Raw genomic sequence first — 14,140 nt, forward strand, 5'->3', positions numbered from 1 at the left:
CATCCTGCCGAAAATCAGGTATGGCGCTCGATCACCCGCTTTGCGGCCTGGGCTTTCTCCTTCCAGCCGTAGCCGGCCTCGTAGACGTGGCGTTTCTTGTCGACGAGTTCGGCGGGGCTGATCTCCTCGAAACCGCCGCGGCTCCAGGTGCCCGACTCCTCCAGCCACTCGATGACCTTCTCCCGGGTTTCGGCCCACGTGAGCCCGACCATCTCGTACCAGGCGACCATCGCAAACACCGCGTTGTCGTGGCAACCGGGGTAGGAGCCACGGCGGTAGATGGTGCGCATGGGCTCGGCGGTGGGTTCGGAGACCTGCTCACGGTACTGTTCGGCAGTCAGTAGTTCGAGCCGGCCGTTAGTGTCGGGCTGAACACGGCCGGTCCGGCGGAGATGCGAGAGCGCCTGCTCGCGAAGCCCATCCCAGTCGGGGACAGCGTCCCGGAGGTCGTCCTCGTCACGGGCGCCCGCGGCGAGCACCGCGAGCTGGTCGACGTAGGCACGTTCGAGCTCCTGCCACGTTCGGCCCTCGAACCGGCAGCCGGCGTCGTGAAGACTGCTACTGGTGTGGCAGTCGGGACAGGGGTAGTCGAACCGCGGCACGGCCGAGCGTTAGCCACCGGCGCTCTTAGAACCCGCGGTCGGCGCTCAGAGCTCCGGCTCGATGTAGATGAGCTCGACCCGGCTGTCGTTCTCCCGGAGTTTAGCCTCGATCTCCGCGATGGTCTCGTCGATGTCACCGGTGACGAGCGCGGGGTCGAAACTGACCTCGGCGGTGACGAGCGCGCGCTGGGGGCCGAAGAAGACGCTCCGGAACGAGTCGACGTGGGTGACGCCGGGGTGGCTGGCGATGCTGTTCCGGAGATCGCCCTCGTCCGCCCGTGAGAGGCTCTCGCCGAGCAGAAGTCGCTTGTTCTCCCAGGCCAATGCCACCGCGAACCCCATCAGCAGCAGGCCGATAATCCCTGCGGTGATAGCGTCGTAGATACCCTCGCCGGTGATGCGGGTGAGGGTGATGCCGACGAGTGCGATGGCGGCACCGCCAAGCGCGATGGCGTCCTCGGTGAACGCTGTCAGCGTCGTCACGTCGCTGGTGCGGCGAAACGCCTCCGGAATGCTCGACCAGCCGAACTCCTCCATCTGGCGGCGAAGCTCTGCGGAGGCCTTGATGAACGCGTAGCTCTCGAAGGCGATGGCGCCGAGGAGAATGACGACGTTCAGCCAGAACGTCTCGAGCGTCGTACCGACGACGGGGACGCTGAACGTTCCGACGGCGGTGTGGCCGGCGTGCTGTACCGCCTCGTAGCCGTGTTTCAGACTCTCCCAGCCCGCGATGCCGAACAGCAGCACCGAGACGAGAAAGGCGTAGAAGAACTGGGCTTTCCCGTAGCCGAACGGATGACCGCGGCTCGCATCCTTCCCGGAGTAGCGGATCCCCACCAGGAGGAACACCTGGTTGCCGGTGTCCGAGACAGAATGGAGCGTCTCTGAGAGCATCGAGGGGCTTCCCGTGAGGAGAAATCCACCGAACTTGAGAACCGCTATCGCGCCGTTCGCGAACAGCGCCGCGAGAACGACGCCCGTGCTACCTGCCATGGATGGAAGAACTGAAGCGAGGCCCTTAGCCGTGGTGGGAGCGCGGCCGGTAGGAGGGATGGTGGGCGACGGATGGAAGACGGACGGCAAACAGACGACGGCTGGAAATGCGAATGACTGCAGAGAGCTACGCCAGCGCGCAGTGAGAGTCGGGCCGGATAGCCGGGGCAGCCGTGCAGTTTTTGCACCACCGCCGCCCAGCACTGAGCGTGTTCGTTGTCCTCTCAGACACCCACGCCACCACTGGCACCGAGCTCGGAGGCGCCGCCGCGGCGGCCGTCGACGACGCCAACCTCGTGCTCCACGCCGGCGATTTTATGACGGAAGCCGTGCTCGACAGCTTCCGCGACGTCGCAGACGAGTTCCGAGGCGTCCACGGGAACAACGACGATCCGGGCGTCACCGAACGGCTGCCGGAAACGACGACGGTCGAGTACGCCGGCGTCCGAATCGCTGCCACCCACCGAAGCCGGAGTGGCACGACGGGATTGGTGATGTTCGGCCGCCAACAGACCGCCGACCTCGTCGTCTTCGGTCACAGCCACCGTCCGACTGTCGAGGAGATGGATGAACTGACGCTCCTGAATCCGGGGAGCCATGCCGAGCCCCGCGGCGCCCGACAGTCGTTTGCGGTGCTGGAACCGACCGAGACTGGACTCGACGGGCGACTCGTGACGGTCGAGGGCGAGCGCTTCGCCGAGTTCACGGTGGAAGGCTCCGTCCAGCGCGACGGCTGAGAGCCGACAAGAGCGCCGACGTACTCACTGGAGGCTGAACCGTCGAAAACGCCGCCGGGGGGAAGGTCGGACAAACGAGGGGGGTGGAGGGCCGGTCGTCAGCGGCGCGACTGGGACTGAGAGGGGAGACTCCTAAGAAGCACCGTTGACACAAAAGACTGTTTAACCCTTCAGAACTTCTCTAACAGCGATCGGTAGAACCCCGTCTCTTCTGCATCGCCGGCCAGTTTCTCGACGATGAGCTCCGGCGTCGAGCGCGCGAGATGGTTCTTCTTCGGCGACCGGTCGACCCGAAGCTCCCCGTCGACGAGGCCGACGGCCTCGATACCGTCGACGGCCACCTCGAAACTCGCCGCCTCGCGGATGCCGTCAGCGAGGTGGGAGACGAACACCGCGCTGGCGCTCTGGTCGTGGAGCTCCTCCAGGATGCCGGCGATGATTTTGGCGGAGGCACCGGGCTCCGTGATCGACTCCAGTTCGTCGACGAGCACGAGCCGACCCGACGCCCCTTCGACCAGTTCGCCAAAATCCCGGAGCGTGCTCTCGAAGGCGCCGGCGTCGAGGGTGCCCTGGGACTTGGCGTAGTAGTGAAGCTCCGACACCCGACCCACCCGGACAGAGTCGGCGGGGACCGGCAGCCCCATGTGGGCCAGGATGACCACCAGGCCGACCAGGTCCAGCGTCGACGTCTTCCCGCCGGAGTTCACCCCGGAGAGCAGCGTCACGCCGTCCACCTCGTAATCCACCGGGTCGACGTCCTCGAATGGGACGTCGAGGAGGGGCGAACGCCCGCCCTCGATGGCGAACCCCGAGCCCGAAAACGTCGGCATCGTGCAGTCGAAGTCGCGAGCGAACCGGGAGACGGCGAGCGCTACGTCGAGTTCGAGCGCGTCGCGCACGAGCGCCTCGGCGGACTCCTGAAGCTCTCGGAGGGACTCTGCGAGCTCCGTTTCCAGGGTGTTTGCCCGGCGGTCTCGCTCTGCTGTCAGCTCCGTCCGGAGTCGGGAGACCGCCGCCTCGTTGTGTTCAACGGGGAACGAGGGCTCGCCACCGAACACCCGTTCGACGAACTCAGCCTCGCCGGCGGTGAAGGAGAGACTCCCGATTACGTGCTCGCGGGCACGCGTGACGGCCTCATCGAAGTCATCAGCGAGTTCCCGGTCGAGCAGCGAGTCGACGCGGGCACCCTGCTCGACTAGCGAGAGGAAATCCGTCCCCTCGATGGTCACGTCCTTCTCACCGATTGCTTCCCGGAGATGGTCGTTGGCGACTGATTCGGCCGCCGCCACTGCGGCGTCGAGGTCGTCGACGGCGACAGCGAGCCGTTGCAGTTCCTCGTCGCCGACGATGCCACCCTCGTCGTCGACGCGGGCAAGCGACGTCCGGAGCGCCTCGAGACCGCACGCCGGCTCCGTGCCGGCAACCTCGTGGACCTCGGCTGCAGCGAGCAGCCGCTCGCGGTTGCTTGCGAAGAAGGCGAGCGTCCGCTCTGGCACCAGCTCCTCGGGGTTCTCGAGTGCGTCCGGGAGCACGCGCACGTCGCCTTCGACATCGATGCCAGCGAACTCGGCGTCGAGGACGTACACCGTGGAGTAAGATCGTCCAAGCTCCCCGAGTTCACGGCGCTCCTCGATGATCTCGATGGGGAGCTCCGGCATTGCGGCCTTGGCCTCGGCGTAGCGCTCGGCGTCGGTCGTTGCGATACATCGTTCACGAACCCGGATACCCTCAACCGGTTCGAGCGGTTCGACGCCGTCGAGCGCCGAGAGGAGGTCCGCCTGGGGGTCCCGCTCGGTCGCGGCGTCGGCGAAGACTCGCACCTCCTCGATGCGTGACTGCTCGGTGCTCGGGAACAGTGTCTCCAGGCGCTTTGCCCCGTAGTTCGTGACCGCTCGCTCCTGGAGAAGCGAAAGCACGTCGTCGTAGATCTCCCGTGCGCGGGCGGTCGCGAGAAAGCCGCCGTCGTCGCCGTGCTCGCGGCGGATAGCCGCACGGGCGATGGCCGCCGCTCGGCCTTCCGAGATCTCCGGCGCCCGGGCGATCGTCGCCACGTCGCCGCTCCGCAGCGCGGCCTCGGCGTTATCGAGTTCGGCGAGCGCCGCCGCCGTCTTCTCGCCCACCCCGGAGATTGCCGTGAACTCCATTCGCTCTCCGTATTTCGCGACGGGGCAAAAGCGTGTGGTTCGGGGGCGTCCCGGCCGGGACCCCACGGCGGCCCGATAGCGACGCCGACGCGCTTTTGCCTACCCGTCCGGTAGCCGAGCTATGAGCCTGGACGCGAAGCTGTCGGCCGCGCGGGAGGCGCTGAACGATCGTGACGGCGTGCTCGTCGCGTTCTCCGGCGGCGTCGACTCGAGCGTCGTCGCCGCGCTGGCCCACGACGCCCTCGGCGACGACGCCGTCGCCTGTACGGCCAAAAGCGAAACGCTTCCCGCGGCGGAGCTCGACGACGCCCGCCGGGTGGCCGAGGAGATCGGCATCCGTCACGAGATCGTCGAGTTCTCCGAACTGGACGATCCGCAGTTCATCGAGAACGGCGATGACCGCTGTTACCACTGCCGGACGATGCGGCTCGGCCGGATGTACGAAGCCGCAGAGGAGCTCGGCATCGGCACGGTCTGTGACGGGACGAACGCCGACGACACCGACGGCGGCCACCGACCCGGACTGGCGGCCGTCGAGGAGCTCGACGTGACTTCGCCGTTGCTGGACCACGACCTCTCGAAAGAGGAGGTCCGCGAGGCTGCCGAGCGCTACGACCTCTCGGTGGCTGACAAGCCGTCGATGGCCTGTCTCTCCTCGCGCATTCCGACCGGGATAGCAGTGACCGAGACGCGACTCAGCCGCATCGAGCAGGCGGAGGCGCTGCTTCGCGAGTGGGGATTCTCCCAGTTCCGCGTGCGCGACCACGACGGCCTGGCCCGCATCGAGGTCGGTGCGGGCGAACTGGAGGCTGCGCTCGACCCTGATTTCGCTGAGGCCGCGCGCGACCGACTCACCGAGATCGGGTTCGACCACGTGACGCTCGATCTCGCGGGCTACCGAACCGGGAGCGTGAGCCCCGAAGACGAGAGAGAGAACCCGGTGGATGAAGCCGACGCCGAGGACGAGCCGCTCGTCGAAGACGTGTTCGCGACGGAGTATCCTGGCAGCGATTGACCCCGCTCTGTCAGGCGATTGCCGTCGCTGTTAAGTGACCACCCCGTGTTGCCTCCGGCGATATGGGGGAGAGAGTTGTGCAGGTCGGTTCCGCGTTGTCGGTGTTCATCGCCGTCGCGCTGGTGGTGTTCGGGGCGTACCGCGTCCGGTATGGAGCCGGGACGACCGACGAGGCGGTCGTGCTCCTCTTTCTCGCGGTCGGTGTCGTCGCCAGTTACCGGTCCTTGGCTGTCCACGCCGGGCCGCGGGTGAACGGCATCGGGAACACCGCGCTGTTCGCCGGTGCAGTCGCGGCATACGCCGGCGGGACCCACTTCGGCATCGGTCCGGCGGTGACGGTGGGGCAGGCGCTGTTCGCCATCGCCGTCGCCTACTTCCTGCTCAGGGGCTACTGAGGGCAAACAGGCGGCGCAGGCACGTCGACGGTTGCCGGGATGGTGCACCGCCTGTCGTCGGCCATCCCGGCGCAGGTGTCAGGTCACACCCTGGCTGGTCCCGGTTTCGTACGTGAATCTCGGGGTGGTCGCTGGGTCAGCTCTCGATGGTACGGAGCGTCGTCGCCACGTCATCGGGGGTGGCGCCAGAAGCGTCGGTAACGCGATGATCGGGGACCAGAATCGGGACGGGATTGTTCCGGAGCGCAGTCCGCACGGTCTCGGCGTCCTCCTCGTCGTCGGGGTCGAGGTTCGCCATGTGGGCAACCTGTCGGCTGGTCCCAGTTTCCCCGTAGGGGATCTGCGTGACGGCGTCGAGCACCGTCCGCTGGGCTGTGGGGACGGTGATCGCCGTTTCCACGTCCGCGAACTCGTCCTCGGCGCCGTCGAGATACGCGAAGATCCGGTCGAGTAGCGGCTGCTCCGGTTCCGCGTCCACCGGAGCCTCGACCGGGAACGAGACGTCGAGAACCTGCCCGCTCGCGACCGCGAGTTGGACCACACGTCCGAGCGTCTCCGACTCTCGTGCGTAGATGCCGGCGTCTTCCATTGGTTCGAACGATGCGCCTCGTGGACTTGAACCCGGCGGGCGCCCGGTCTCGGGCTCCCGAATGACGACAATAGGGGGTGCGTGTCGCCGCCGTGACGCCGGTGCTGTCCCCCGGCTTCGCAAGTCTTATGTACAGAATAGTACATTGGTGTACATAGATGACTACTACAAACGAGTTGGCACCCGCGGTGCGCTCGATTCTCGACGCCGCGGCCGAGCGTCCCGGTGGCGAGACGCGCGTGTCGGCCGACCCGCGGTCCCTGTCGGCCGCGTTCGAGGCCGCCGAGGCGGAAGGTCGGATCCCCGTGGTCGCCGAGGTGAAGCCGACGAGCCCGACGACGGAGGGAGAAAGCACTGCTGACCCCGTCGAGCTCGCCGAGGCGATGGTCGCGGGCGGCGCCGCGGCGCTCTCGGTGCTGACCGAGCCCGAGCATTTCGGCGGGTCGGTCAAGAACTACCGACGAGTTCGCCGGGCTGTCGACGTCCCCGTCCTGCGGAAGGATTTCCTCCTGACGGCGGCGCAGTTGGACACTGTCGAAGCGGACGTGGTGCTACTCATCGCCCGGTTCCTCGGCGAGGACCTGGAGCCGATGCTCGCTGGCGCACGGGACCGGGGGATGCAGGCACTCGTCGAGGTCCACACCGAGGCGGAGCTGGAGCGGGCCCTCGACGCAGGCGCCGACATCATCGGTGTCAACAACCGGGATCTCGCCCAACTGGAGGTCGAACTGGAGACGTTCGAACGAGTCGCACCAGCAGCGCCCGATGACGTGACGCTGCTCGCCGAGTCCGGAATCACGACCCCCACGGACGCGCGGCGGATGCGCGAGGCGGGCGCCGACGGGCTACTCATCGGTAGCGCTATTATGGACGGCGACCCACGCGAAAACACGAGCGAGTTCGTAAACGCATGAGTTCTGAATCAGAGAGTGACGACGGGAAGTTCGGGGAGTACGGTGGCCAGTACGTGCCCGAGGCGCTGATGCCCGCCATCGAGGAGCTATCGGACGCCTACGAGCGCTACGTGCTGGAAAACGAGGACGGGTTCATGGACGAGTTCCGCGACCGTCTGCGGGATTTCGGCGGCCGACCAACCCCGTTGCAGCACGCCGAGCATCTCTCGGCGCGCTACGACCGGGAGATCTACTTCAAACGCGAGGACCTGCTCCACGGCGGGGCCCACAAGCTCAACAACGCGCTTGGTCAGGTGCTGCTCGCGAAGTACATGGGCAAGGAGCGCATCGTCGCTGAAACCGGCGCCGGCCAGCACGGTACTGCGACGGCGATGGCGGCCGCGCATCTGGACATCCCCTGCGAGATCTACATGGGCGAGACGGACATCAACCGCCAGCGCCCCAACGTGTTCCGGATGCGCATCAACGGCGCCGCGCTCAACCCCGTCACGGCGGGGCGTGGCACCCTGAAGGAGGCCATCAGCGAGACGATGCGGGACTGGGCCACCAACGTCGGCGACACACACTACGTCGTCGGCAGCGTCGTCGGCCCAGCGCCGTTCCCCGCGATGGTGCGGGATTTCCAGGCGGTCATCAGCCAGGAGGTCCGCAAGCAGAGCCGGGAGCAACTCGGTGGCCTCCCCGACGCAGTCGTCGCCTGCGCGGGCGGCGGCTCGAACACGATGGGCTCGTTTGCCAACTTCAAAGACGACGAGGCGGTCTCGCTGCTGGCCGTCGAGGCTGGCGGCTCCTCGCTCGCGGTCGACGAGGAGGACGGCGTCGCACCCAACTCCGCCTCGCTCTCGACGGGCGGTCAGGGCGTGCTCCACGGCGCCCGCACGAAAGTGCTGCAGGACCAGTGGGGCCAGATTATGGAGTCTCACTCCGTCTCGGCCGGGCTGGACTACGCTGGCGTCGGGCCGGAGTTGGCCCATCTCGTGGACATCGGGCGTGTCATAGCGGTCAACGTCGGCGACGATGCGGCACTGGAAGCGTTCCACCGCTGCTCGCAGGAGGAAGGCATCATCCCCGCACTCGAGAGCGCCCACGCGCTGGCGTATCTGGAGGCGGTGCTGGGCCCGGATGCTGATGGGCCTGCGGAAACCATCGACCTGCTCGGCGAGACCATCGTCATCAACCTCTCGGGCCGGGGCGACAAGGACCTGGAAACCGTCATCGAGGAGACCGACAAGCGCAACGTCCCGAACGCGCCGGATATGTCGGAGTTCGCGGGGGGGCTGTGAGCCGGCTCCCCGAGGCGTTCGCCGGCAGCGACCCGGCGTTCGTCCCGTATCTCGCCGTCGGCGACCCGAAGATGACCGCCTCGAAGCAGTACGTCGAAGCGCTGGTCGAGGGCGGCGCGGACTGCATCGAACTCGGGCTGCCGTTCTCCGAGCCCATCGCCGAGGGGCCGACAATCCAGCAGGCGGTCGTCCGCTCGCTCGATGGGGGGATCACGCCGGAGGCGTACTTCGAGTTCGTCGAAAACCTCGACGTGGACGTCCCGCTGGTCTGTATGACCTACTACAACCTCATCTACCGCTACGGCGCGGACGCGGGCACCTCCGCCGGCGAGGGGAACCACACCGCTCCCGGTCCGCGACCGTTCGTGAAGCGGGCGGTCGAGGTCGGCATCGACGGCTTCGTCGTGCCGGACCTCCCCGCCGAGGAGGCAGAGGACCTCCGCGCGGCCTGTGACGAGTTCGACCGCGACCTGGTGTTCATCGTCGCCCCCACGACGACCGACGAGCGCCTCGAAACCATCCGCGAGCGCGTCTCGGGCTACGTCTACGTGCAGGCCCGTCTGGGCGTCACGGGCGCGCAGGCGGACGTGTCGGACCAGACCGCCGAGAGCCTCGCCCGCATCGAGCACTGGGACGTGCCCAAAGCAGTCGGCTTCGGCATCTCCAGCGGCGACCACGCCGCCCGCGTCGTCGAGGCGGGCGCCGACGGCATCATCGTTGGCTCCGCGCTCGTCGATATCATTGCAGAGGGCGCCGCGGCCGACAAACCGCCCCATGTCGTCGCCGACGCGCTCCGCGGGAAAGCCCGCGAACTCAAGCAGGGCGCCGTCCGCGGCGCCGAGCGGCGACGGGAAGGGGAAGCAAAAGCGCAAGCGGATGTGGAAGCCGGGACTGACCCGAGCGGAGAGTAGCTCACGGGGAGGTAGCGGAGAGCCAACCCGGGGAACACAACCCCTTTGTGGTGCATGAGACGAGTGTACATACAACCGTGGCGGCAACGCGCCGTTGCAATCACCACGTCCGGACCACTGGACGACCTCACAGCCATGACCAGACAGACACCGACCGACGCCGGCAAAGCCGCACGACTCGACCGACTCGCCACAGACGGGAACGTCCTCATGGTGCCGATGGACCACGGGATCACGTTGGGCGCCGTCCAGGGGTTGGCAGATATCGAATCCACCATCGACGCCGTCACCCGCGGCGGCGCCGACGCCGTCCTCACCCAGAAAGGGCTCGCCCCGCGCGTCCATCCGAACAAGAACGGCGCGGGCTACGTCGTCCATCTCAACGCCTCCACCACCATCGGCCCCGACGAGGACGACAAGCGCCTCTCTGGCACCGTCAGGGAAGCTGTCCAGGCGGGTGCCGACGCCGTCTCGCTCCACCTCAACGTCGGCAACAAGCACGAACCGAAACAGATCGAACAGCTGGCGGGTGTCACCAGGGACGCCCGCGAGTACGGAATCCCCGTATTGGCGATGACCTACGCCCGCGGCGAGGGCGTCGACAGCACCGACCCCGAGGCGTTGGGCCACGCCGTTCGCCTGGGCGAGGAACTGGGTGCGGACCTCGTGAAGACGGGCTACTCCGGCGGCGCCAACTCCTTCGAGCGCGTCGTCGAGTCCACCGCGCTCCCGGTGCTCATCGCCGGCGGGAGCAAGGGGACGAACCGGGAAACCGTCGAGATGGTCCGCGGCGCGATGGACGCCGGGGCCGCCGGCGTCTCGATGGGTCGCTCCATCTTCCAGCACGAGCGCCCGGAGGATATCGCCACCGCCGTCTCCGCCGTAATTCACGACGACGCCGGTGTCGACGCCGCGCTCCAGGCCGGCGAGTTCGAGGGGTAGCGCCGGCCGAGTCGCCGAGGAACGACGGAGGAGGGGCTGACGGGGAGACTGACAAAGTTAAGTCCGAGCCTCCAAAACTCCGGGCTATGGAAACGCTGCTTCTCGACAGTACGGACGTTCACCACAACGCGGAGATGGCGGAGCTCATCCCCGCTATCGAACAGGCGTTCGGCGCCTACGAACGTGGGGACGCACAGATGCCGGCCAAATCCTACATCGACCTGCCGGCGTACAACGGCGACTTTCGGTCGATGCCGGCGTATCTCCGGACCGACGACTGGGACGCCGCGGGCATCAAATGGGTCAACGTCCATCCCGACAACGAGGAACAGTTCGACCTGCCGACGGTGATTGGGACGATGATCTACTCCGACCCCGAGACCGCGTTCCCGCTCTCCATCATGGACGGGACGGAGCTGACCATGCAGCGCACCGGCGCCGCCGCCGCCGTCGCCACCCACCGGCTCGCCCACCCCGACGCTTCCTCCCTGGGAATCGTGGGTGCCGGTGTGCAGGCCTACAGCCAGCTCGAAGCCATCTCGGAGGTCCGGGACATCCAGGAAGTCGTCGTCTCCGACCTCGATGAGGCCCGTGTCCGGGAGTTCATCGAGACGTTCGAGGACCGCTTCGACGTGCGCGAGGGCACCGTCAGCGAGGCCGGACACTGTGACGTCCTCTCGACGGTGACTCCCGTCCGTGAGCCCGTTGTCGGCCCCGACGACGTCGGCAAGCACACCCACATCAACGGGATGGGCGCCGACGCCGAGGGGAAACACGAGATCGCCGACGAACTGCTGCTGGACGCGAAACTCGTCATCGACGACTACAAGCAGTGCACCCACTCGGGCGAGATCAACGTCCCGTTCAACAACGGTATCCTGACCGACGAGGACATCTACGGCGAGATCGGCGAAATCGTCGTCGGCGACAAGCGGGGTCGCACCACCGAGGACGGCATCACCGTCTTCGACTCGACCGGGCTGGCGATCCAGGACGTCGCCGCCGCTCACATCGTCTACGAGCACGCCCAGGAGCGGGGGAACGGCACGTCCTTCGACCTGCTCGGTCTGGCCTAACCCGCCGCGTCGACGTCGATAGAAGCGAGGGTATTCGGGTGAGATACCCAGAGAGAACGGCACCATCGACCCGTAGATCGGGTCTCTTCTCGGGTACACTGGATGCTGATGAGGGGCTGTGACACGCTGTGGGCCCCATCAGCGCCCCAACTGGGCGGTTCCGGTTGAGCTTCGACAGGACGCCAGAGACATTTCCGCCAGTGATATCGGCGAGAAACGCGATCTGTCGCCGGGGACGATCCGAAGACGGCTGAACAAACTCGAGGAGAGTGGTACCGTTCGGGAGTATCACATCGACATCGATTACGAACTCGCTAGGTATCCGCTGTGCTCGAAAATCATCTGTACGGCACCTGTTTCCGACCGTGATGACTTTGCGAAGCACGTACGAGACATCAACGGCGTGACGGGGGTTCGCGAACTCATGACTGGCAAACGGGACGTGTAGGTCAATGCCTTCGGACAGTCACACGACGATCTCAATCGTATCATCGGTGAACTCGATGCACTTGGGCTGGCTATCGACGACGAACAGCTCATCCGAGACGAGTGCGTCTGCCGGTATGAGGGCGTCCTCTCATAGTGATTACGGCGAATCGGTGCATCGACGGGGGGAACGCCGCCGGGTCAGGGGCTCCCATCACCGACACGGATGGTCACGGCGGGACAGACTCGCAGTAATCACTATCAGAGGGGGAGTTCAATCCTCCGGGGCTGATGAATAACGGGTAAACGGCCGTCAGTCGTCGGCGGGAGCCGAGCTGGGGGCCGCTTCGCTCCGAGACGTGGCGACGGTCCGCTCGTTCGCGGCCACCCATCGCAGCAGGAGGAACGCGAACACGTACTTCGCAAGGATGTCGAGCCCGGAGTAACCCCACGACGTGAGCCCGGGCGACTGCACGAGTGCGAGCCCCTCGACGCCGAGCGCCCAGACGATGGGGTATCCGAGCCACAGCACGATCGTTAGCACCCGGAGGGTTCCGAAGATCTCGCTCGTTCCGGCCTCGGCCGCAGCCGTCGACCACTCGGCGAGCAGGGCGTAGAGGACCACGGCGAAGAAGGCACAGCTGATGAGGTAGAATGCCCACCGAAACAGGTACGAGGACGTGATCAATGCGGCTGCCAGCCCGGTTACACACATCCCGATGTCCGCGGCGATGACCGTGAACAAACTGCCCCTGTCCACGTCGGCGAGCAGGCCAAGCGCGAGCAGGATCATCGGCGTCGAGAGTGCCCAGGTGAGATACCGGCCCCACTGGCTCATGACCTCCTGACCGGCGAGGGCGTGCCCAGCCGGCATCTCGATGAACCCGACTGTCAGACCCGAAGCCAGCCCCAGATAGCTAGAGATCGAGACCAGCGGGATCATTAGTGTCGCCCCCCAGATGAGGCGAGCACGACCGCTGGTGATATTCTGTCCCATATACACGAACACGAGGATGGACACGCCCGCGAGAGCGATGTTGACCCACAGTGAGGAACTCAACAGTATGTCGTTTTGTATCTGCGAGAACGCGTCTGACTGTGTTGCCTGTAACAGGACGCTGCGCGCGTTGATTGATCCCATAGAGTACATACGATACCAGTTCCAGGCTCCAGATATATAAATGTAAAATAAAACGACAAACAGATGGGTTGTGTTTGAGGATCGGTCAATCGAATCGACAACCCACCACAACTCTGTCAAGAGTGATCTATGCCAGAAATCGCCCGCCTCAACGGAGGGAGCAACTCCGTCGAGTTGGATTTTCTGGACCGAGAAGCGAGACCCGAGCCCGCGATGAAGCTCGGTATCCGACTCCATCTGGCCTGGCTATCACTTTCATATACTATCTTTATTTTCGAGATGTTACGTATCGAACGATGCTGCACAACCGTTCACGACGGGGTGCAGAAGGCAGATTACCAGCCCCTCGACGGCGCAAACCCGGATCACGTTGCGGTTGAGAAAACCGTAATCCAACTCGATGACGAGCGATATTGGCTGTACGCCGCGGTCGATCACGCAACGTTCTTCTCGGAACTCCGTGAGAAATATCTCGTCGATTGAACGTCGTTGCTGCAGGCGGCCTGGCACCGCCACGGCTTCCGATTCCAGCATGAAACACGTGGGAATCGGAACAGCGTCGAACATATCTTCTCACAACTACGACGGCAACCCACCCCGTTGTTTACTATTTTCAGTCACGCAAAATCAGAGACCGCCGAAAACTGGGTGCAAGCGTTCGATTTCACATAGGATCAGCTTATTTGAACGAAACGTTGGACACCAAAACCCTAAGTAGGTAACGGTGAGAATACACTTCGTACTCGGACCACACGTAGCGGCTGACTCCCCCCGACGCCGCGACGCTCACTCGAGCGTCAGTCGTGGCCGAGTGCCTGACGACGTAGTCGTCCGAAAGCGGCCGACGGATGGCCACCCCGACGTTCATCCCCCCTGGACGCGGGTACGGCCTCCCCTCTGGCCGCGTTTTCACAGTTCTCATAGTGATTACTGCGAGTCTGTCCCGCCGTGACCATCCGTGTCGGTGATGGG

14 protein-coding genes and 1 pseudogene are annotated in these 14,140 nt (G+C 65.6%); 10 read left to right on the forward strand and 5 right to left on the reverse strand.

Features of this window, described 5'->3' with window-relative positions; translation table 11 throughout:
- Nucleotides 1–14: 14 nt before the first annotated feature.
- Together V5A38_RS04830 and V5A38_RS04835 are read right to left on the reverse strand one after the other, a co-directional pair.
- Complete coding sequence (locus V5A38_RS04830; protein ID WP_332324612.1) at nt 15–602, reverse strand: hypothetical protein; 588 nt, start codon at nt 600–602, stop codon at nt 15–17.
- A gap of 45 nt (nt 603–647) precedes the next feature.
- Complete coding sequence (locus tag V5A38_RS04835) at nt 648–1,595, reverse strand: cation diffusion facilitator family transporter (protein WP_332324613.1); 948 nt, start codon at nt 1,593–1,595, stop codon at nt 648–650.
- Between the two features lie 209 nt (nt 1,596–1,804).
- Here V5A38_RS04835 and V5A38_RS04840 point away from each other — a divergent pair, with 209 nt between their 5' ends.
- On the forward strand, nt 1,805–2,332 hold the full coding sequence (locus V5A38_RS04840) for a metallophosphoesterase (protein WP_332324614.1): 528 nt from the start codon (nt 1,805–1,807) through the stop codon (nt 2,330–2,332).
- Between the two features lie 170 nt (nt 2,333–2,502).
- Here the strand turns inward: V5A38_RS04840 and V5A38_RS04845 are convergent, their stop codons facing one another.
- Nucleotides 2,503–4,476, reverse strand: coding sequence for an endonuclease MutS2 (locus V5A38_RS04845; protein WP_332324615.1), 1,974 nt, complete (start codon nt 4,474–4,476; stop codon nt 2,503–2,505).
- A 121-nt stretch (nt 4,477–4,597) separates the two neighbouring features.
- Between V5A38_RS04845 and larE the strand changes: the two genes are divergently transcribed.
- Nucleotides 4,598–5,491 carry an ATP-dependent sacrificial sulfur transferase LarE gene (larE, locus tag V5A38_RS04850; RefSeq protein WP_332324616.1) on the forward strand — a complete coding sequence of 298 codons (894 nt, stop codon included), beginning with the start codon at nt 4,598–4,600 and terminating at the stop codon, nt 5,489–5,491.
- 62 nt (nt 5,492–5,553) lie between these two features.
- Nucleotides 5,554–5,886 carry a hypothetical protein gene (locus V5A38_RS04855; protein ID WP_332324617.1) on the forward strand — a complete coding sequence of 111 codons (333 nt, stop codon included), beginning with the start codon at nt 5,554–5,556 and terminating at the stop codon, nt 5,884–5,886.
- Between the two features lie 136 nt (nt 5,887–6,022).
- On the opposite strand, the gene V5A38_RS04860 is transcribed toward V5A38_RS04855, so the two are convergent.
- Entirely contained in the window at nt 6,023–6,475 is a 453-nt protein-coding gene (locus V5A38_RS04860; protein WP_332324618.1) for an MGMT family protein, read from the reverse strand.
- 158 nt (nt 6,476–6,633) lie between these two features.
- Between V5A38_RS04860 and trpC the strand changes: the two genes are divergently transcribed.
- The 6 genes from trpC to V5A38_RS04890 all read left to right on the forward strand — a co-directional run bounded on the left by trpC (nt 6,634) and on the right by V5A38_RS04890 (nt 12,049).
- Nucleotides 6,634–7,389, forward strand: a complete 756-nt coding sequence (trpC, locus tag V5A38_RS04865; protein ID WP_332324619.1) for an indole-3-glycerol phosphate synthase — start codon at nt 6,634–6,636, stop codon at nt 7,387–7,389.
- On the forward strand, nt 7,386–8,672 hold the full coding sequence (gene trpB / locus V5A38_RS04870; RefSeq protein ID WP_332324620.1) for a tryptophan synthase subunit beta: 1,287 nt from the start codon (nt 7,386–7,388) through the stop codon (nt 8,670–8,672). The genes trpC and trpB overlap by 4 nt, the downstream gene beginning before the upstream one ends.
- The gene (trpA, locus tag V5A38_RS04875; RefSeq protein ID WP_332324621.1) at nt 8,669–9,583 is read left to right on the forward strand and encodes a tryptophan synthase subunit alpha; all 915 of its coding nucleotides are present in this window, start codon (nt 8,669–8,671) and stop codon (nt 9,581–9,583) included. The genes trpB and trpA overlap by 4 nt, the downstream gene beginning before the upstream one ends.
- Nucleotides 9,584–9,718: 135 nt before the next feature.
- Nucleotides 9,719–10,525, forward strand: a complete 807-nt coding sequence (locus V5A38_RS04880; RefSeq protein WP_332324622.1) for a 2-amino-3,7-dideoxy-D-threo-hept-6-ulosonate synthase — start codon at nt 9,719–9,721, stop codon at nt 10,523–10,525.
- A gap of 86 nt (nt 10,526–10,611) precedes the next feature.
- Nucleotides 10,612–11,601: an ornithine cyclodeaminase family protein gene (locus V5A38_RS04885; RefSeq protein ID WP_332324623.1), complete on the forward strand. Its 990-nt coding sequence runs from the start codon at nt 10,612–10,614 to the stop codon at nt 11,599–11,601.
- A gap of 118 nt (nt 11,602–11,719) precedes the next feature.
- On the forward strand, nt 11,720–12,049 hold the full coding sequence (locus V5A38_RS04890) for a winged helix-turn-helix transcriptional regulator (RefSeq protein ID WP_332324624.1): 330 nt from the start codon (nt 11,720–11,722) through the stop codon (nt 12,047–12,049).
- Between the two features lie 291 nt (nt 12,050–12,340).
- Here V5A38_RS04890 and V5A38_RS04895 read toward each other — a convergent pair whose 3' ends face one another.
- The gene (locus tag V5A38_RS04895; RefSeq protein WP_332324625.1) at nt 12,341–13,168 is read right to left on the reverse strand and encodes a bacteriorhodopsin; all 828 of its coding nucleotides are present in this window, start codon (nt 13,166–13,168) and stop codon (nt 12,341–12,343) included.
- 129 nt (nt 13,169–13,297) lie between these two features.
- Between V5A38_RS04895 and V5A38_RS04900 the strand changes: the two are divergent.
- Nucleotides 13,298–13,840, forward strand: a pseudogene (locus V5A38_RS04900) (IS6 family transposase).
- Nucleotides 13,841–14,140: the final 300 nt, after the last annotated feature.

It is taken from the genome of Halolamina sp. (assembly GCF_036626355.1).
Taxonomy (GTDB): domain Archaea; phylum Halobacteriota; class Halobacteria; order Halobacteriales; family Haloferacaceae; genus Halolamina.